We start from the raw sequence: 19,297 nt of genomic DNA, 5'->3' as shown, positions 1-19,297 counted from the left end.
GCAGGATCGTCATCCGGCGTCGGCGGTGCTCCGGCGTGACAATTGGCGCGAGTACACCCAGCCAATCCCGATCAGGCTGAAGCCTAGCGCCATGAAGCTGGCGATCCGCAACAGCCCTTCAAGCCCGGCGGCGTCAATCAGGAACACCTTGACCACTGCGGCCAGCATCAGCACCAGCGAACCAATCCGCCAGCTGCGCAAGGCCCGCCACGATCCCCACCACAAGAAACCGAGCGCCAGCACGATGCCGAGCAGCGAGATCAGCAGGCTTTCGGCCTGACCGACCGTGCGCGACGTCAGCACCGATCCGGCAAACACCTGCCGCAGCAGCGAATAGGCCAGCAACGAGAGCAGTGCCATCGTCACCGCATCAATGGCGTGCAGCACCGCCGCCGGGGCATTCGCCCACTGTACCTGCACCAGCCACAGCGCGGCGATGGCAGTGAAATAGGCGAGCGTCAGCCAGTTGGCGATTGGAGTCGGCCCAACATGCTGCACGCTCAGCAGCGGATTGTGCAGCGCCAGCGTGAACCACCCAAAATGCAGTAGTGCGGCGGCGATCAGGCAAAGGCTGACCGGGCGCCCCACAGCCGCAGGCAGGCGTTGCCCCGCGCCATAGGCAGCAAGCACCAGCGCCGCCTGCCAGATGCTGCGTTCGCCCATGCCGTAATGTTCGAACTGGAACAGCGAGGTGATGGCGAACAGCTGTTTGTAAAGGCTGTGCAGCGCGATCCCGCCGATCAGGCCAAGCGCGATTCGCACCGCCGCGCGGAAATCGATCCGTCGATCCTGCCCTTTCCAGACCAGCACCACGAGCACCGTCGCCAGCGGCGCGATGCGCAATGCCAGGTCAGCCGGAGCGATGACGGCATCGGCCAGGAACGGGTTACCGACCAGCGCCAGCAATCCGGCGGTCGCCCATGTCGCGAGCAGCACCAGCGCCCACGCTGCTGTGATGGCGAGTGCAGCCGTCCACGCAGCGCTGCGGGCGGGCTGGATCAGAAATAGCCCCGCTGCCCCCGCTGCGGCGATCCATGCCAGCGGCGCGCTCGGCACGATCTGGGCGATCACGCCGTAGAATAGCGCGACGGCAAATGCCTCCCCCACGCCGCGTGCTGCGGGTTGGCGGGCGATCAGCGCCAACCCAGCAAAAGGCGCGGCGGCGGCAGCCCAGCGGATCACCGCACGCAGCATGTCGGTATCCTGCGGCATGTCACCAAGGTGGGAGACTTCGGCTGCGAATCCCGGCGTCACCGCCATAGCGGTCAGCGTTATTGCCGCGCCCGCCCATGCCGCGCTGTGCAGCGCCAGCGCATCGCGCCGCCAGTAACACCGCAATAGCGGCGCACAGACCGCCGCCGCCATCACCGGGGCGAGCCAAGCCGGGGTCAGCAGCAGTAGCGCCGCAAACGCCAGCAAGGCTGCGGGTGCCAGCAGGATCAGCGCCTTGCGCGTCTCAGCCTGCTCACCCCGCCGCCACAACAGCGCGAAGGCTGCGCCCGGCAGCAACGCAAGCCCCGCCATCGCCGCCGCCAGCACCGGCTCACTCGCCTGCGCGCCCCAGCTGCCATAGCGGGTATAGATGACGATCCCCATGATCAGGCTGACCGCTGCCAGTTGTGCCAGATCGAGCAGTTTGGACCGTCCGAGCCATTGATGGGCGAGCGGCACTCCCGCGAAGATTACCACCATTGCCGCGGCCACCAGCGCATAGAACTGCGTATCGGGTTCGGGCCAGATGATCAGCAGCCACAACCCCAGCCCTGCCGCCACCAACGTTCCCAGTCGTAGCGGATCGAACCGCCAACCCAGTCCGGCCAGGCCTGCGGCGATCAGCAGATACAGCCCCCAGGTCAGCGGCGCGAACCCGGCAGTGCTGACCAGCACCGCCATCTGCAAAGTCGCCAGCGCGCCCGCAGCAAGGTGCGGCAGACGCGGACCGGCATTCCTTGAATGGAGGAGCGCGGGCAAAACCGTGCCCAGCACGATCAGATAGACCCCCAGCGCGGCGAAATCCGAACTGCTGGAAACGCCCGCAAACATCATCAGCGCGCCCCAGCCCAGCCCGGCGGCCAGCGCGGCATATCCCAGCCAAGGACGGCGCTGCGCCTGACCGCTCCACGCCAGCCCGCCTGTGATCAGCGCAAGGTAGAACGATAGCAGCGGCACATTGGCGCTATCGCTATCGACCAGCAGCGGCGCGGCAAACCCGCCGACCAGCCCGATCACCGCACTTGGCAAGCCGAACCGGAACGACAGCGCCATCGCCGCCGCCGTTACAATCGCCAGCCCAACGAATGCAGTGCCGGCGCCGATCAGGCCATAGGCCGTGCCCGCCAGATAGAATGCGCCATACAACGTGGCGAGCCCGGCCCCGGCCAGCGCTTGCCGCACACGCGGATCGCGCAGGCGGCCTTCCAGCCGGAACGCCGCTTCTGCCCCCGCCAGTAATGCCAGCCCGAACATGAAGCTCAATGCGACCCTTACCATAGGGGTCATCAGGCCCGCCTCAATCGCGAAGCGGACAAGGAATATTCCGGCGATCGCCAAAGCAAAACCGCCGCCCCAGATCGGTAGCTGGCGTCCGAAGATATCCTCGAAATCGAAGGCAAAGCCGCGGGGCGGTTCGGCCACCATCGCCTCATCAGACGGGGCGGCATAGGCCCTGGTTGGTTCGGCGGCGAACGGATCGGCTGGCACAATTGGTTCTGTACCCAGCGGCGCGGGGGTCAGCTCCGGCGGAGGAGGGGCAATCTCCCCGATTACGGGCGCAGGCTCAGCCTCGCGGGCGGGAAAGTCACTGGCAGGCGCGGATGATGCAGGGTCGAAGCGCAACCGATCAAGCTTGCGCGAAAGGTCGTAGACTTGGCGTTCAAGCTTGCCGATCCGCACCCACGAGGCCGCGATCAGTCCACCGAACAGAAGGATGAAGAAAAAATCCATGGCCCCGCTGCACGTAATCACCGAGCCGCCGCTGATATGCAATCACTAACTTTCTGGCAGGGCATCAACTTTTCAGGACGCGACACTCCCTCCCGCAAGCAAAAAGCCCGGAACCTTGCGGCTCCGGGCTTGCTTTCCCGCTTGGGGGGAGCGGGAGGGAGCGGGGTTTACCGCAGCAGCGACAACACGTTCTGCTGTGACTGGTTGGCCTGCGCCAGCATCGCGGTGGATGCCTGGCCGAGGATCTGCGCCTTGGCGAGCGCGGTGGTTTCCGCCGAGAAATCGGCATCCATGATCCGCGAACGGGCATCGGTCAGGTTGGTCGAAACATTGGTGAGGTTGTTCACCGCCGATTCCAAGCGGTTCTGACCGGCACCCAACGTGGCACGCGAAGTCGAGATCGTCGCGATGTCCGCGTCGATATTGGTCAGCGCGGCGCGCGCCGCAGTACCATCAGCGCCGGAGACATTGAACGAACCGGCCACACCGCCGCCCGAAGTCAGCGCGGTCAGATCGGCAAGCGCAAGATCGACCGTATCGACATCATTCGCACCGGCAAGGATCGTGACCGATGTGGTCGTGCCATCGAACAGGGCAACGCCGTTGAATTCGGTATTCGCCACGACCTGGCCGATCTGGGCGGTCAATTCGTCAACTTCGATCTGGATGTTGGCGCGGTCGGTATCACGGAAGGTGTCCGAACCCGCCTGCACGGCCAGTTCACGAACACGCTGGAGCATGTTGGTCACTTCGTTGAGCGCGCCTTCAGCGGTCTGGGCCAGGCTGATACCGTCATTGGCGTTGCGCACGCCCTGCGCCATGCCGCGGATTTGCGAGGTCATCGAAGCGGCAATCGCAAGCCCGGCGGCGTCGTCGGATGCGCTATTGATACGGCTGCCGGTCGATAGGCGTTCCATCGCCGAACCGAGCATGTTGTTAGCCTGAACGCCAGCATTGGTTGCGCGCAGGGCCGAGATATTGGTGTTGATTACAGACATTGTTCAAACTCCCGAATGGTCATGCAGGACGAACAGGCCCGTCGCTGCTGGCCAATAGAGCGGTTGCCTGCCGGGATGTTTAAGCCTGCCGGAATATCATTGTGTTTCATCGACCTGTCAGCACCCATGGGTGCCGTACGGATCGGGGCGCGGTGTTTGTCTTCGCCCATCACCCCATCGGCTAGGTGATGCTACGAGGGCTTAAATTTGCCATATCTGCAGCGTCCCGGCGGCATTGTTTTGCCGTTAACTCACAACAGGGGCGATCATGACAACACCAGCCAGCACCGCAGCGCGCGCCAATACCGGCCATACGACGCTGATCGGGATGACCGTGCCGCTGATGGGCGGGCGCTGGCAGCGTGACCGGATTGTGCTGGGCGCTCCGGCAGCGCGGGCGGGCGGCGGGATGATGGCAATCGATCTGGCGCATTCCGATACGCCAGCGCTGGCGCTGACCGGGCCGCAGCGCGCCTCGCTGAGCTATGATCCGGCGGCGCTGGCGGATGCGCGCGCGGCGTTGATGGCGGTTTCGGCGCAGGGCGGCTGGCCGATTGCGGTCGATCCGCAATCGCTGGCGCTGCTGACGCTGGCCGAACGCGTCGCGGCGAGCGATATTCCCGTCCTGCTCGAAGGGCCGACCGGCACCGGCAAGGAAGTGCTGGCGCAATTCATCCACCGTCTTTCGCCGCGCGCCGATGGGCCGTTTGTCGCGGTCAATTGCGCCGCGATGCCCGAAGCTATGCTTGAAGCGCTATTGTTTGGCCACAAGAAGGGCGCGTTTACCGGCGCGTCTGATGCGGGCGAAGGATTGTTCCGCGCGGCGGACAAGGGCACGCTGCTGCTCGACGAAATCGGCGAATTGCCGCTGGCCTTGCAGGCGAAACTGCTGCGCGCGTTGCAGGAAGGCGAGGTCTTGCCGCTGGGCGCAACCCGTCCGACCACGGTTGATGTGCGGGTGATCGCCTGCACCAACCGGCATCTTTCTGCCGAGGTCGAAGCCGGGCGCTTCCGCGAAGACCTGCTGTATCGCCTCAATGTCTTCCCCTTGACCCTGCCCGCGCTGCGCGACCGGCCCGGCGATATTGCCGCGCTCGCCTTTGGAATGCTGCTGCGCCATGCGGCAGCGCCTGGGCGGCCGGGGTGGATTAACCGCGCGGCGCTCAGCCTGCTCGAAGCGCACGCATGGCCCGGCAATGTCCGCGAGTTGGAAAATGTCATCCGCCGCGCAATTTTGCTGGCCGATGGCGCAGGCGTGATCGCGCCCGAACATATCGTGTTTGACACCGCCGTGCGGCCAGTAATCGATAACAGCGCAGGCGAGGCCCCGGCGCGGGGCATGATGGCGCGTTCGCTGTCGGACGTGGCGTTCGCATCGGAAGCGCGGGCGATCATGGATACGCTGGCCAATCACGCCGGCAACCGCGCCGCAACCGCACGCAGCCTCGGCATTTCCGAACGCACCTTGCGTTACCGCCTTGCCTCGATGCGCGGCGCGGGGATGCTCGCCGCAGGAGGCGCGGCATGAGCGGGATTGGCTCCGGTTTTGGCGTGCAGGATGTGATGGCGCTGCGCCAGCAGGTGCTGGAGCGCAGCAATGCCCTGCGCGAAGTGCGCGCGGCGAGCGAGAACGGGCAGCTTGGCGCGCCAACGCAGGCCCCCGGCGCGGGCTTTGCCAGCACGCTGACCACGGCGCTGGACAAGGTCAACGCGGTGCAGATGCGCGCGGGCGATATGCAGGTTGCCTATGAACGCGGGCAGGTGACTGACATCGCGCAGGTGATGCTGGCGCGTCAGGAAGCGGGCGTCGCGTTTGAGGCCACCTTGCAGGTGCGCAACAAACTGCTGTCTGCCTATCAAGATATCATGCGGATGGGGGGCTAACCAATGGCCGATACCGACCTTGCTGTGCCTGCTGCGCCTTCCGGCCCGGCTGACTGGCGCACGATGCTGCCGCCGCCATTGGCCGCATTCATGCAGCAACCCGCGCTATCACGCGCGCTTCCGGCGCTGGCCGGGCTGGGCGCACTGGCGGCGGCGGGGATGCTGTGGATCAGCATTTCTCAGGGGCCCGACCGGCTGCTCTATTCGGGGCTATCCGATGGCGAACGCGCCAAAGTGGTCGAAGCGCTCGACGCGGGCGGGATCGATTACACCATCGACAATTCCACCGGTGCCTTGTCGGTATCGGAGAATGATCTCTACCGCGCGCGGATGGTGGTTGCCAGCAATGCCGGGATCGCCGCACCCGAAGGCGCGTCTGAAATGCTCGACGCGATGCCGCTCGGCACGTCGCGCACGCTGGAGGGCGAACGCCTGCGGCTGGCGCGCGAACGGGAATTGATGCTGACCATCCGCGAGATTGACGGGATCGAAAGCGTGCGCGTCCACCTAGCCACGCCCGAACGATCGGTGTTCGTGCGCGAAAACAATCCGCCCAGCGCATCTGTCATGACACGGCTGGTGAGCGGGCGCAGCCTGTCGCAAAGCCAGGTCGAAGCAATCGTCAATCTGGTTGCAGGGTCGGTGCCGGGCCTGAGCGCGGATGCGGTGCGCGTGGTCGATCAGAATGGCCGTCTGCTATCCGACCCGCGTGAGCAGCAAGGCGAAAGCCTGATGCTCCAGCGCGAATTCGAAGCCAAGCTGCGCGAACAGGTCGACAGCCTGTTGCTGCCCTTGCTGGGCGAAGGCAATTTTTCCGCGCAGGTGCAGGTCGAACTCGATCAGACCGAAGTCACTTCCGCGCGCGAGACCTATGAAAAAGAAGGCGTGGTTCGCAATGAAAGCGAACGCAACGCGACCCGCACCGGAGCCGCGCCCGTGGGCGGGGTGCCCGGCGTGGCCGCGAATGTTCCGCCGCCCGATGCGCAGCTGGTCGATGGCCCGCCGCAGCCCGGTGCCGCCGCGCCGCCTGCCAACCCCGGCCCGACCGACACCGAAACCGCGACCCAGCGCAGTTATGAACTGGGGCGCGAGGTTGCTGTCACCAGTTCACGGCCCGGCGGATTGACCAAATTATCGGTCGCGGTTGCGGTCAGCGATGCGGCGCTGAAAAAGGCCGCGCCGATGACCGCCGCCCAGCTTGAAGCGCTGGTCAGCGCCGCCGTGGGTGCCAGTGCCCAGCGCGGCGACCAGATCGAAGTGGTGGCGAGCAAGTTTGAACCCGCCAATCTGGAAGCCCCCGCCTTTTACGAAGAACCGTGGTTCGCGATGCTGGTGCGCTATGGCACGGCGTTGATCGCGGTGCTGCTGGTGCTGCTACTGGCGGTGCGCCCGTTGATCGGCAAGCTGCGCGGCAAGGGTGATCGTGCGGTGTCTGCCGATGGGCCCGCGATTGACGACGCGGATAATCGCACCCCGATGCTCACCGCGCAGGGCAATGGCGCTGCGATGGGCGATCTGCCGCAACAGGTCGAACTCGCGCGGCGGCTCGCGGTGAGCCAGCCCGAACGCGCGGTCGAAGCCTTGCAGCGGATGCTCGAAGCCCCTGCCCCCGCCAACCCCGAAGCGAGCGCATCATGAGCGCACAGGCCAATATCACCGCAGCGTCGCCATCGCTGCTCAACCGGATTGACCGCGCCGCGGTGTTCCTGATGTTATTGGGCGATGATGAAGCGACCGGGCTGCTGGCCCGGCTTTCGCCCGACGAATTGGAAAAGCTCGGCGCGGCGATGATGGCGCTGGGCGAGATTGACCAGCGCCGCATGGCCGAAGCATTGGCTGATTTCGTCGGCGAGGCGGCGCGCGAAATGCTGCCCCAACGCGGGCGCGGTGATCGGGTGCGCACCCTGCTAGACAAGGCGCTTGGCCCCACGCGCGCGCAAAGCATGATGCAGCGGATTGAGCCCGATACGGCCCCGCGCAGCCTGGAAATGGCGCGCTGGCTGGCACCGACGGTGCTGGTCAAACTGATTCTGGATGAACACCCGCAGGTGATCGCCGCGCTGATGCTGCTGATCGACCCCGAACCGGCGGCCGAAGTGCTGGCGATGTTGCCAGCCGAACTGCAATCGCTGGTGGTTGAACGCGTCGCGCGCAGCGGTGCGATTTCAGCGCAGGCGATTGCCACGATCGACACGTTGCTGACCCAGCGCATCGGCGCGACCTTTGGCACCGCCGCGCTGACGTTGGGCGGCCCGCGCGAGGCGGCGAACCTCATCAACCTGGCCGCAGGCGAACTGCGCCACACGGTGCTGCCATCGATTGCCGGTCGCAATGCGCCGCTGGCGGAGCGCATCGAGGAAGAATTGTTCACCTTCGAAATGCTGTTCGAACTCGATCCGATGGCGATGGGCCGCTTGCTGCGCGATGTCGACAGCGAGAAGCTGGTCGATGCGCTCAAAGGTCTCAAGGAGGACGAGCGCACCCCCTTCTTCGCCGCGATGTCGAGCCGCGCGGCGGACGGCGTCAGGGACGAAATCGAGATGCGCGGCCGCCTCGCCAAGAGCGAAGTAGCGGCAGCGCAGCGTGCCATCGTCGAAATTGCGCGCGGACTGGCCGATTCCGGAGAGATCATGATTGGAAGCGGCAGTGGCGAATTCGTCTGAGTGGATGGGCGCGCTGGAACAGCCGCGACCGGCGCAACCGGGTTGGCTGGCGTTGCTGGACGAACCGGCAGAGTTCCGTGAGGCATTCGTGTTTGGCGCGGCGCAGCCTGCCGCGCCTGCGGATGATCGTTTGGCACCCGCGCCTGACCCCGGCGAGGATGCGCTGGCCCGCGCCTTTGCCGATGGCGAGGCCGCCGGACGCGCGGCGGCAGAGGCCGAGGCCGAAGCGGCGGCGGCACGCCAACGCGCGCTGCGGCTGGCGTTTCGCACGATTGATGAAACCGCGCGCGATGTGCTGGCCGATGATCTGGCTGAAACGGTGATTGCGCTGTGCGAAGCCGCGCTGGCGGAGTGCGCGATTGACAAGGACGCGCTGTTGGCGCGCTGCCACACGGCGGCCAAACGGATTGGAGGGGCGGCAGAAGCGCTGACGCTGCATCTTCACCCCGATGACCTCACCACTCTCGATACCGCAGCGCTGGGGGATTGGCAGGTCATGCCCGATCCGGTGCTGGATCGCGGCGCGGTGATGATCGCCGGGCCGGAAGGTGCGGTCAGCGATGGCCCGGCCGAATGGCGCCGTGCGATTGCCGCAGCGGTGCGCGGATGATCGGAGAACTGCAACTTGACCTCGCCCGGATGCGCGCCGCCCCGGTGGCGAGCGGGCCGGTGCTGACCGGGCGGGTGGTGACTTGCGACGGCGGCTTGATCGAAGTCGCGGGCCTGCCGCTGCCGGTCGGTTCGCTGGGGGCGATTGAAAATGATGCGGGCGCTGAATGTCTCGCCGAAGTGATCGGCTTTCGCGCCGGGCATTCGCTGATGATGTTGCTGGGCGATGCGATGCTGCTGCATCCACAAGCGCGGGTGCGCGCACTGGGCAATCCGGGCGAGGTGCGGGTTGGCCCCGCGCTGCTCGGCCGCGCGGTCGATGCGCTGGGCGATCCGATCGATGGTGGCCCGCGGCTCGATCTGAAACAGGCATGGCCGCTGGCCGGCAGGCGCGAAGGCGCATTGGAGCGCGCCAGCGTGCACGTGCCGTTCGATTGCGGGGTGCGCGCGATCAATGCGCTGGCGACGATGGGGGTCGGGCAACGGCTTGGCATCATGGCCGGATCAGGGGTCGGCAAATCGGTGCTGGTCGATACCATCGCGGGCCATGCGGTGGCCGATGTCATCGTGGTCGCGCTGATCGGCGAACGCGCGCGCGAGGTTTCGGACTTTGTGAACCGCCACATGGCGGGGCATCGGCGCGGCGGGATCGTGGTGGTCGCGGTGCCTGCCGATCACGCCCCCAACCTGCGGCTGCGCGCGGCGCAATATGCCAGCGCGATTGGCGAATATTTCAGGGCGCAGGGCAAGCGCGTGCTGCTGATCCTCGACAGCCTGACCCGCGTGGCCCACGCCGCGCGTGAACTGGCGCTGGTGCTGGGAGAACCCGGCGCGGCGCGCGGATACCCGCCGAGCGCGCTGGCGGCGGTGACACGCATCGTGGAGCGCGCGGGCAATTCGGCACGCACCGGGGGCGCAGTTACCGGGATCTACACCGTGCTGGCCGACGGCGATGATGCCAATGATCCGGTGGTCGATACCGCGCGCGCCATTCTCGACGGGCATATCGTCTTGTCGCGCGCGTTGGCGCAGCGCGGGCATTATCCGGCGATTGATGTGCCCGCCTCGCTCAGCCGGGTGATGGACGATCTGGTGCCGCGAAATGTCGCCGCCGCCGCGCAGCGCCTGCGGGCCTTGATCGCGGCGCGCGAAGACAACCGCGATCTGGTGCTGATGGGCGCTTACCGTGCGGGCAGCGATGCGTTGCTGGATGAGGCCTTGGCCTTGAGCGGCGTGATCGACGCCTTCCTCACCCAGACACGCGGCGCGGCCGAACCGCTCGCCGCCAGTCATCAGGCGCTGCTCAGGTTAATGGCACCAGGCGATGCGTGAGGCGCGCCGACTGGCGCTGATCGAACGCCAGACGCTGATTGCCGACGTCGCGCGCAAGCAGGCGCTGCGCGGGCTTGCCGAGGCGTTGGAGGCCGAAGCCCGCAGCCATGCGCTGGCAGACAAGAGCAAGGCGCTGGTCGCCATCAGCGCAGCCCAGCCGGGGACAACCACCGGAGCGGCGCTGACCGGGCGGGCGGCGTTTACCGCCAGCCTGACGCAGCTCGCCGCCACCGCTGGCAATGCCGCGCACGACGCGGCGCGCCAGAGCGTCTGGCAGGCCGAAACCCTCGCCAAGGCCGAAAGCCGCACCAAACGTCTGGCCGAGCGCGAAGCCGAGGCGCGCGCGGCGCTGGATGCAACCAAGGCGCGGCGCGCGGCCGAGCACGAGGCATCGGCGCTGGCACGCAAGTTGCAAAGCAAGTGAGCGGCCTGACCCCAAACATAGGATAATGCGATGATCCCGTTCCTGCCCGAACTTTCCGTCACCCCCGGCCCGCTGGCAGGGGCAGGAGCGATGCCACTGGCACAGCCGGGCGCAGGGTTGGATTTTGCCGGATTGCTGAGCGCCGCGCAGCCCGCCGCAGATGCCGGAACGCAGCGCAATGCTGGCGCGGCCCTGATTACTGCGCCGCTGCCCGAATTGACCGCGCAGCCCGCCGCGCGCCTGCCGCACGGCACGGGCTTGCCGGAAGGTGGCGCAATTTTGCCGGATCTGGCCGCACCAGACATCACTGATGCCGGAGCCGTTTCGGTCGCGCAGACGCCCGACACCCCTGCCCTGCCCACCCTTCCCGAAGCCGCCCCAGACACCGCCGCGGGCCGGATCGCGCCAGAGGCTCTGGAACAACCCGAAGCGGCCCCGGAAGGCCCGTCTGATGCGGATGCCGATGCACCAGAACCGGAAACGGGACAGCCTGCCCCCGCCGCGCCAATCGCCGAAACGGTGGCTACACTGGTTGCCGCGCCACTTGTCGCAGTGCTTGTGGCTGCCGCCAATCCGCCCGCACCAGTGCCAGTCTCCGCCCGCGCAGCCGCGCGCGCCGGGGCGCAGGTCACGGCTGCCCCGCCCGCGCAGGCCGAGGTGCAGCCGCTGCCAGAGCGGGCCGCTTTGCCCGATACGCCTGCGCCTGCTGCCGCTGCACTGCTGGCCGAACCTGCACCCGCTCCTGCCGCAGCCTCTGCCCCCGCCGCAGCACCCACCACTCAGGCGGCAACCGCCGCTGCCGCGCCGCTTGCCCCCACGACCGCTGCCATCCCGGTGGCAGACAGCGCCGAACCGCGCGCGCCCGCGCCGCAGCAGGAAAGCACCATCGCGCAGGTGGGTGAACTGCGTGAGGCTTTGCGCGCCGCGCGTCCGGAAATGACCCTGCGCCACGCCGAATTCGGATTTGTCTCGCTGCGGGTAGATGCCACTGGCGCGGAAGGCTGGCGCGCCGTGCTGGCGAGCCGCGATCCGGGCTTCGTCCTCGCGATCCACGCCGCGCTGGCCGACCGCGCGATTGCCGCAACCGCCGACAGCGCGGGCACCCACAACAGCGCGGGCCAAAATGGCCAATCCGATCAACGTTACGGGCCTTCCCCTAATGGGGGGCAAGGGTCGTCTCAACCATACTTGGCGCAATCATCGAACCGCGACGAGGGCAGCCAACAGCACCCGCAACAGCGCCAGCCGCGCACCACCGAAACGGTGGCAACGCGCGCCGGTGATGCTGATGCGCAGCACGGCGACCCCCGTCAACGCGGCGTATTTGCCTGACCGGGCAATGACGAACAGGGAGTTAAGTGCGCATGTCCAAGACCAAGGACAAACCCGACAAGGACGGTGAGGACACCGGCAAGTCCGCCAAGAGCGGTAAGGGCGGGATGATGAAGATCATCATCGGCGCGGTGCTGCTGCTCGGCATTGGCGCGGGCGGTGCTTACGGTGCCTTTGCGATGGGCCTGTTCGGCACTGACGCTGCGCACCAAGAAGCCGACGAGCCCAAACTGGTGTTGAAAGGCGAAGCAGACCCTTACCCCGTGCCCGGCGCGGACGCGGAGAAAGACGGCGGCGCGCCGATTTATGGCGATGGCGGCAGCAAATATCGCACTGTCTATTACAGCTTTGCCGAAAGCTTCACCTCCAACCTCGCGGATTCGCCGGGGCTGGTGCAGGTCGAACTGGCGGTGTCCACCCGCCGCGATGGCCGGGTGCTGCAATGGGTGCGGAACCACGAACTGGCGATCCGGTCAGCGATCCTGACGCAACTGGCCGCCACCCCCGAAGCCGAGGTTTATGATGTGGCGGGCAAGGAGCGTCTTGCCAAGCGGCTGACCCAGGCGATCAATGATGTGCTGGAGGAAAACGAAGGCTTTGGCGGGATTGATGCTGTGCATTTCCGGGGGTTCCTGGTCCAATGAGGATGGCCCACGATTTCGCCGCCGCGCGCGCTGCCGCGCAGCATTGCCCGGAACTCACCGGGCACGGCGAGGCGCGCGGCCCGCGCCCGGAAGAACGCGCCGGATTGCTGACGGCATGGCGCCGCGATCTGGCGCGTGCGCTGGCCGATGATCTGTCGCCGCTATTGTCGGATGACCGGCTGGACGTGACCATTGGTGAACCCGATCCGCTGACCGGCGCAGCCGCGCTGGAACGGATCGGCGCGCTTGCCGCCAACAGCCTGCTGCGAGTTGGGGGCGGGGGCGGGGCAGGTGGGGAAACCGCGCTGCTCAGTTTCGATTTTGCCACCGCGCTGGCGCTGACCGACCGTTCTTTCGGGGGTGAGGGCAGGACGGCGGACAATGCGCCCGAAACACTGCCGCGCTCCGCCGCGCTGATGGTGGAGGAAGCCGCGACGATAATCGCGCAGACGATGACGCGCGCGAGTTACGCCGATGCGCCGATCCCCGTCGGCACCGATGCGCGCGGCGAAGTGATGATCCGCAGCGAAAACGCGGCGCGGTTGAAACCCTTTGCCCCCGATGCGGCCTGCCTGATGTTCACGCTGGTGATCGCCAACCAGCAGGGCTGCACATGGCGCGCAAGCCTTGTGGTCACGGCTGAGCGGATGGACCGGCTGCTGCCCGGTGCAGCGCGCACCCCGCGCCCGCGCGCAGACCGCAGGCCCGCCACCGGCACCGCCGCGCCGTTCGCCAACGTGCCGCTGTCGCTGCACGCGGTGCTGGCCGAATTCGATCTTTCGCTCGCGCGGCTTCAGACGCTGAGCCCCGGCGATTCGATTCCGCTCACCATGGGCCGTCAGGTGCCGTTGATGGTGGGCGAACAGGTGCTGGCCTACGGCAGCATCGGCACCGCCGATGACCGCATGGCGATCCGCCTGACCCGCATTCCCGTTCCCGCTTTCGCAGAAGGTGCCGTTTCATGAGTGCTTTTCAACCCGCTGGCCAAAGCCAGTTTGCGCATCGTTTTGGCGATGTCGCCGTGCGCCTCTCGGTCGAGCTGGGCCGCACCGAATTGCCGCTGCGCGAAGTGTTGATGCTGGGCGAAGGCAGCACCGTGCCGCTTGACCGGCTGACCGACGAATTGCTTGATGTCACCGCCAATGGCCGCGTGATCGCGCGCGGCGAAGTGGTGGCGGACAAGGGCCGGTTCGCCCTGCGGATCGTGGCGCTGGTGGGTGAGGATGGGCAGGATATGGCGCCCGCACCATCCGCCGCCGATACCCCTGCAGACGCGCTCTGATCGGGGCGGGACGATGGCCGAATATATCCTGCGGCTCGCGCTGCTGCTGCCGCTGCTGGGCGGGCTGATCTGGGGGAGCCTGTGGCTGACCCGCTACCTGCAAACCCGGCTGGCGGGCACCCCCGGCGCAGGTGGACGTGGGGGCGGACGCGCAGGCGGGCGGCATCTGCAACTGGTTGAAACCAGCCTGATCGCGCCCGGCATGAAACTCGCCGTGGTGCGGTTCCATGATCGCGACATTCTGCTTGGCCTGTCACGCCAAGGCGTTGTGCGGCTGGGCGAAGCGCCCGCGACCTGCGCGGAGCCAGAGTAATGCGCGCCCCGACAATGCTACGCGCAGCGCTGGTGTGCCTGGCCGCGTTAACCATGTTTTTCGCGCCCCTTGCGGCATCGGCCGCAGCGCCCGCGCCCGCGCCTGATCTGGTGACGGCGGGCATCGGCAGCGCGATTGAGCGCGCGCTGGGCGATTCTGGTGCGGGTGAGGATACCCCGTTGAGCCTGTCGCTCCAACTGCTGGTGGTGATGAGCCTGCTCACCATCCTGCCCGCGCTGGTGCTGATGATGACCAGCTTCCTGCGCATTCTGGTGGTGCTGGCGATCTTGCGGCAGGCGCTGGGGTTGCAGGGATCGCCGCCGGGGCAGGTGCTGGCGGGCCTTGCGCTGTTCCTGTCGCTGTTCGTGATGGCACCGACGCTCGATCTGGTGAACGCCAATGCCATCGCCCCCTATGCGGCGGGCACGATCAGCGCCGATGTGGCGATTGCCCAAGGCGGCGAGGCGTTCCACGCCTTCATGCTCAACCAGACGCGCGAAACCAACCTGATAATGTTCACCGATATTGCGGGGGGAGGCACCTTTGCCAACGGCAAGGACGTGCCCTTCTCGATCCTGCTGCCCGCCTTCGTGACCAGCGAATTGGAAACCGCGTTCCAGATCGGGTTCATGATCTTCCTGCCGTTCCTCGTCATCGATCTGGTGGTGGCGAGCGTGTTGATGAGCCTCGGCATGATGATGCTGTCGCCCACCATCATCTCCTTGCCGTTCAAGCTGCTGTTGTTCGTGCTGGTCGATGGCTGGGCGCTGCTGATGGGCTCACTGGCAATGAGTTTCGGATGATGGGCGAAGATGCACAACTGCTCGCGCTGGCCGATCAGACCTTGTGGGTCACCGCGCTGATCGGCGGGCCGGCGCTGATCGCGGCGTTGGTGGTCGGGCTGGTGGTCGGGATCATTCAGGCGGCGACATCGGTCAATGAACAGACCCTCAGCTTCATTCCCAAACTGGCGGTGACGGCGCTGGTGTTCGTGGTGCTGGGCGCGGCGATGATGGGGCTGCTCGCCGATTTCATGCGCGAGATCATGGCGCAGGTCGCCGGGCTGTCGATGTGACGCCATGAACGTCCTCGATTTCGGGCTGGGCAGTCTTGAAGCGCAGTTGTGGCAGATCCTGTTCCTGTCGATCCGCTGCGGCGCGGCGCTGATGGCGGCGCCGATGGTGGGCGGCATGGCAGTGCCCGCACCGGTGCGCATCCTGCTGTCGATCGTGCTCGGTTTTTTCATCGCCACCTGGGTGCCGTTGCCCCCCGCGCCCGAATTGCTGAGCTTCGCCGCGGTGCTGGCGGTGCTGCACGAAGTGCTGGTGGGCACCGCGCTGGGGTTTGTGCTGCAACTCGCGTTCTCGATCCCGCTGATCGCGGCAGAGCAGATTTCGGGCACCATGGGACTCGCAATCGCCACTTCGATCGACCCATCAAGCGGCGCGCAATCGGGCGCGCTGGGGACATTTTTCGGACTGGTGTTAAGCCTGCTGTTCTACGCCATCGGCGCGCATCTGCTGTGGTTTGAATTGCTGATCGAAAGTTATCGCCTGCTGCCTGCGGGCGAGTTCGGGTTCGGCGCGTGGCAGGCGCAGAACGTCGCCGCCTTCATGGGTTATGGCTTTGCCACTGCGGCCGCGATTGCGCTGCCGGTGGTGCTGGTGTTGCTGCTGGTGCAGGTGCTGACCGGCCTGCTGGCGCGTTCGGCCCCGGCGTTGAACCTGTTTGCGCTCGGCCTGCCTGCGGGCGCGCTGGCGGGGATTGTCGCGCTGATCATTGCGATCCCGGTAATGGTGCAGCAATTCGAAGGCGTGATCGAGGCCGCGCTGGATTACAGCACCGGGCTGATCGCGCCGGAGACCCCGCAATGAACGGGGAAACGCGCTAATGGCTGAGGAAACTCCGGGCGAAAAGACGTTCGAGCCGACCCATAAACGCCGCGCGGATGCGGCCAAGAATGGCGACGCGCTGCGTTCGCGCGAAGTCGCCACCGTCGCGGCGGTGGGGACAGGCGGGCTGGCCTTGATGGGGCTGGGGCCGTGGCTGAATGACAGTATCGGGCAGGTGGCGCGGGCGGGTTTTACCTTTGATCGCGCGGCATTGGATGGCTTTGCTCCCGGCGCGGTGATGGGCGAAGCGGCGCTGGCGCTGCTGCCCCCGGTGATGGCGATCGGGCTGGTGGTGGCGATCATCACCATCGCTTCGCAATTGCTGCTGGGCGAAGGGCGTTTCAACCCCGGCAATGCCGCGTTCAAGGGATCGCGCATCAACCCGCTATCGGGGCTGAAACGGATTTTCGGTGTTCAGGGGCTGATCGAACTGGGCAAGGGCTTGCTCAAACTCGGATTGCTGGGCGGGATCGCGTGGTGGTGGGCGGCGGGCCGCCTGCCGGGTCTGCTGGCGCTCGGCCACAATCCGCTGGAAACCCAGATCAGCCTTTCGCTGGATGCGATCAGCAGCCTTGTGGGGGTGCTGCTGATTGGCCTGTTGATCATCGCCGGGATCGATTATCCGCTGCAAATCTTTCAACGAAACAAGCGGTTGAAGATGAGCCTGCAGGAAATAAAGGATGAAAACAAGCAAGCCGAAGGCTCACCCGAAATGAAATCAGCGCGGCGTCAGCGGCAACGCGATCTGTCGCGCGGCGGGGTGGCCAAGGCGATGAAGGAAGCGCAGTTCGTAATCGTCAACCCGCTGCATTTTGCCGTCGCGTTGACCTATGATCCCGCGCTGGCGTCCGCCCCGGTGGTGCTGGCCAAAGGGCGCGGCGAAACCGCGCTGGCGATGCGCGAAATCGCGGGCGAGGAAGGCCTGCCGCTGCTCGAATACCCGCAGCTGGCCCGCGCGGTCTATTTCACCACCCGTCCCAACCAGATGGTGCGCGAGGAATTATATGTCGCCATCGCCTCGCTGGTCGCCTTCGTGATGGCATTGAAACGCGGGCAGCACCCGCGCCGCCCGGTGATCGACGTGCCCGCCGAACTGCATTTTGATGGCGATGGGAAAGTCGCCCGAAAGGCTTAAACCGCCGCGCAATCACCCGTCCTCCTGCACATGGAAACCTCGGGCTCATCAATCATCGCGGCGCTTGGCGCGGGCAGCGGCATCGATTTCGGGTCGCTGGCCAATGATATTTCCGAAGCCAGCTTTGCCGTGCAACGCGGAACGTTGGAAGCCCGCAGGACCACCTTGGAAGCGCGGATTTCGGCGGCGGCGCAGCTGCGCAGTTCGGTCACCAGCCTTGCCAGCGCGCTGGGTGATCGCATCCGCAACGGCGATCTGGCCCCGCGCGGCACGCTTGGCAATCCGGCAGTGGCGCAGGTATCCGTGCCAACCGGATTAAGCCCGCGCGGCAATTTCTCGCTCGAAGTGACACAGCTTGCCCAGGCGCAAACGCTGGTGTCGAAAAGCTATGCCAGCCGCGATGCATTGGTGGGCGAAGGCACGTTGACCATCCGGTTCGGCACCGTTGCCGGGGCCGGGTTTACCGCTGATGCGGCGCGCGATGCGCTGGCCATTGATGTCACTGCCGACGATACCCTGAGCACCATCGCCAGCAAGATCAATCAGGCCGGCGGGGGTGCGATCAGCGCCTATGTCGCGCAAGGATCAGGCGGCGCGCAGTTGGTGTTGAAAGGCGCAGAAGGCGCGGCCAGCGGCTTTATGCTCGAAACGGCAAGCGCCAACCCCCTGCCGCTGGGCGGGGCGGGCGATCTGTCGTTTCTGGCGTGGCAACCGGCCAGCGATGCGGGCGAGCTGCGCACCACCGCGCGCGATGCGGTGTTCCTGCTCGATACGGTCGAAATCACCAGCCCCACCAACCGCGTCACCGGGCTGCCCGGCGGGTTCACCCTCAATCTTTCCGCCACCAATATCGGCGCGCCGACCAGCCTCAGCTTTGCCAGCAACACTGCTGCGATATCGGGCGTGATGAATGATTTCGTCGCGGCGCTTAATGATATCGTCGCGCAGGTCAATGAACTGGCCGCGCCGGTTGGCGGCCAGCTGGGCAATGATCCGGGCGCGCGCGAATTGCGCCGCGATCTGGCGCAGCTGGCGAGCCAGGTGGTGATGCCGGGTGCTGCCGCAGGCGCGCCGCGCACGCTTGGTGATCTGGGCCTTGCGCTCAATCGCGATGGCACCTTCCGGCTCGATAATGCGCGCCTGAATCAGGCGCTTGAAACCAATGCCGAAGCGGTCGCGGCGATGTTCACGGTGGGGCCGTCGGGCGTGTTCGCGACGATGGACCGGTTCGCGCGTGACAACAGCCTGATCAGCGATCCCGGTTCGCTGGGCGGGTCGCTGCGGCGGTTTGAAACCCAGCTGGCCAGTTCGGATGCGCGGCTGGAAGCGATTGCAAAGCAGCAGGAAGCCCTGCGCGAACGGCTGACCCTGCAGTTCGTCGCCTCCGAACGCCGCGTCGCGGCCTCGCAATCGACGCTGTCCTTCCTGCGTGCGCAGTTTGCCCCGCGCACGGCGGATGGGTTTTAAGGGAAAACGGCCATGCAGATGCTCACCCGCAACCCCGCTGCCGCCTATCGCCGGGTCGAACTTGACGCCCGGATCGAGGCATCGGGCAGTGGCAATCTCACCCGCATCTGTCTGGAGGAAGCGATTGCCGCGCTAGGCCAGGCCTTGGCCGCGCTAGACCGGGCCTCGGGTGCCCCTCGCCCGGCATTGGCGCGGGCGCAAAGCATCACCTTGTGGCTGGCGCAATCACTCGCGCCGGACCATCCGCTCTATGCCAGCCTGCTGCAATTCTATGGCGGGTTGGCAAGCGAGATCGGGGCCAATCTCCTACATCCTGATCGCGGTGTGATTGAACGAATAATGCACGATATCAGAGATGTGCTTGCCGCTGCGGGATGAT

The 19,297-nt window shown here is 66.3% G+C and carries 20 protein-coding genes; 18 read left to right on the top strand and 2 right to left on the bottom strand.

Features of this window, described 5'->3' with window-relative positions; genetic code table 11:
- Positions 1 to 9: 9 nt before the first annotated feature.
- On the bottom strand, positions 10 to 2,943 hold the full coding sequence (locus ACSSV3_RS12180) for a DUF2339 domain-containing protein (protein WP_354326235.1): 2,934 nt from the start codon (positions 2,941 to 2,943) through the stop codon (positions 10 to 12).
- Positions 2,944 to 3,110: 167 nt separating this feature from the next.
- Positions 3,111 to 3,941, bottom strand: a complete 831-nt coding sequence (locus ACSSV3_RS12175) for a flagellin N-terminal helical domain-containing protein (RefSeq protein WP_354326234.1) — start codon at positions 3,939 to 3,941, stop codon at positions 3,111 to 3,113.
- Positions 3,942 to 4,209: 268 nt separating this feature from the next.
- Here ACSSV3_RS12175 and ACSSV3_RS12170 point away from each other — a divergent pair, with 268 nt between their 5' ends.
- From ACSSV3_RS12170 to ACSSV3_RS12085, 18 genes are read left to right on the top strand one after another with little or no spacing between them, the layout of a single operon-like run.
- Positions 4,210 to 5,469 carry a sigma-54 interaction domain-containing protein gene (locus ACSSV3_RS12170; RefSeq protein ID WP_354326233.1) on the top strand — a complete coding sequence of 420 codons (1,260 nt, stop codon included), beginning with the start codon at positions 4,210 to 4,212 and terminating at the stop codon, positions 5,467 to 5,469.
- Complete coding sequence (gene fliE, locus ACSSV3_RS12165; RefSeq protein ID WP_354326231.1) at positions 5,466 to 5,825, top strand: flagellar hook-basal body complex protein FliE; 360 nt, start codon at positions 5,466 to 5,468, stop codon at positions 5,823 to 5,825. The genes ACSSV3_RS12170 and fliE overlap by 4 nt, the downstream gene beginning before the upstream one ends.
- Positions 5,826 to 5,828: 3 nt before the next feature.
- Positions 5,829 to 7,463, top strand: coding sequence for a flagellar basal-body MS-ring/collar protein FliF (gene fliF, locus ACSSV3_RS12160; protein ID WP_354326229.1), 1,635 nt, complete (start codon positions 5,829 to 5,831; stop codon positions 7,461 to 7,463).
- A complete protein-coding gene (fliG, locus tag ACSSV3_RS12155; RefSeq protein WP_354326227.1) occupies positions 7,460 to 8,488 on the top strand; it encodes a flagellar motor switch protein FliG in 1,029 nt (342 codons plus the stop codon). Before fliF ends, fliG begins: the two co-directional genes overlap by 4 nt.
- Entirely contained in the window at positions 8,472 to 9,098 is a 627-nt protein-coding gene (locus ACSSV3_RS12150; RefSeq protein WP_354326225.1) for a FliH/SctL family protein, read from the top strand. The genes fliG and ACSSV3_RS12150 overlap by 17 nt, the downstream gene beginning before the upstream one ends.
- Complete coding sequence (locus ACSSV3_RS12145; RefSeq protein WP_454184812.1) at positions 9,095 to 10,429, top strand: FliI/YscN family ATPase; 1,335 nt, start codon at positions 9,095 to 9,097, stop codon at positions 10,427 to 10,429. Before ACSSV3_RS12150 ends, ACSSV3_RS12145 begins: the two co-directional genes overlap by 4 nt.
- Complete coding sequence (locus tag ACSSV3_RS12140) at positions 10,422 to 10,853, top strand: hypothetical protein (protein WP_354326223.1); 432 nt, start codon at positions 10,422 to 10,424, stop codon at positions 10,851 to 10,853. Before ACSSV3_RS12145 ends, ACSSV3_RS12140 begins: the two co-directional genes overlap by 8 nt.
- 30 nt (positions 10,854 to 10,883) lie before the next feature.
- On the top strand, positions 10,884 to 12,185 hold the full coding sequence (locus ACSSV3_RS12135) for a hypothetical protein (RefSeq protein ID WP_354326221.1): 1,302 nt from the start codon (positions 10,884 to 10,886) through the stop codon (positions 12,183 to 12,185).
- Between the two features lie 32 nt (positions 12,186 to 12,217).
- Entirely contained in the window at positions 12,218 to 12,829 is a 612-nt protein-coding gene (locus ACSSV3_RS12130; protein ID WP_354326220.1) for a flagellar basal body-associated FliL family protein, read from the top strand.
- A gap of 2 nt (positions 12,830 to 12,831) precedes the next feature.
- The gene (locus ACSSV3_RS12125) at positions 12,832 to 13,794 is read left to right on the top strand and encodes a flagellar motor switch protein FliM (RefSeq protein WP_354326219.1); all 963 of its coding nucleotides are present in this window, start codon (positions 12,832 to 12,834) and stop codon (positions 13,792 to 13,794) included.
- Positions 13,791 to 14,111: a FliM/FliN family flagellar motor switch protein gene (locus ACSSV3_RS12120; protein WP_354326218.1), complete on the top strand. Its 321-nt coding sequence runs from the start codon at positions 13,791 to 13,793 to the stop codon at positions 14,109 to 14,111. The genes ACSSV3_RS12125 and ACSSV3_RS12120 overlap by 4 nt, the downstream gene beginning before the upstream one ends.
- 13 nt (positions 14,112 to 14,124) lie before the next feature.
- Positions 14,125 to 14,424 (top strand): flagellar biosynthetic protein FliO, encoded by a 300-nt coding sequence (locus ACSSV3_RS12115; RefSeq protein WP_354326217.1) that lies wholly within the window; start codon positions 14,125 to 14,127, stop codon positions 14,422 to 14,424.
- Between the two features lie 53 nt (positions 14,425 to 14,477).
- Complete coding sequence (fliP, locus tag ACSSV3_RS12110; protein ID WP_354326215.1) at positions 14,478 to 15,227, top strand: flagellar type III secretion system pore protein FliP; 750 nt, start codon at positions 14,478 to 14,480, stop codon at positions 15,225 to 15,227.
- Positions 15,227 to 15,499 carry a flagellar biosynthetic protein FliQ gene (locus ACSSV3_RS12105; protein ID WP_354326289.1) on the top strand — a complete coding sequence of 91 codons (273 nt, stop codon included), beginning with the start codon at positions 15,227 to 15,229 and terminating at the stop codon, positions 15,497 to 15,499. The genes fliP and ACSSV3_RS12105 overlap by 1 nt, the downstream gene beginning before the upstream one ends.
- Before the next feature lie 4 nt (positions 15,500 to 15,503).
- Positions 15,504 to 16,298, top strand: coding sequence for a flagellar biosynthetic protein FliR (locus tag ACSSV3_RS12100; RefSeq protein ID WP_354326214.1), 795 nt, complete (start codon positions 15,504 to 15,506; stop codon positions 16,296 to 16,298).
- 16 nt (positions 16,299 to 16,314) lie between these two features.
- Positions 16,315 to 17,451 (top strand): EscU/YscU/HrcU family type III secretion system export apparatus switch protein, encoded by a 1,137-nt coding sequence (locus ACSSV3_RS12095; protein ID WP_354326212.1) that lies wholly within the window; start codon positions 16,315 to 16,317, stop codon positions 17,449 to 17,451.
- 30 nt (positions 17,452 to 17,481) lie between these two features.
- Positions 17,482 to 18,918: a flagellar filament capping protein FliD gene (gene fliD, locus ACSSV3_RS12090; protein ID WP_354326211.1), complete on the top strand. Its 1,437-nt coding sequence runs from the start codon at positions 17,482 to 17,484 to the stop codon at positions 18,916 to 18,918.
- A 12-nt stretch (positions 18,919 to 18,930) separates the two neighbouring features.
- The gene (locus tag ACSSV3_RS12085; protein WP_354326210.1) at positions 18,931 to 19,296 is read left to right on the top strand and encodes a hypothetical protein; all 366 of its coding nucleotides are present in this window, start codon (positions 18,931 to 18,933) and stop codon (positions 19,294 to 19,296) included.
- Position 19,297: the final 1 nt, after the last annotated feature.

Source organism: Porphyrobacter sp. MBR-49, from assembly GCF_053628655.1.
Note: the sequence above shows the minus strand (reverse complement) of the source record. Positions and strands in the feature narration are given on the sequence as shown.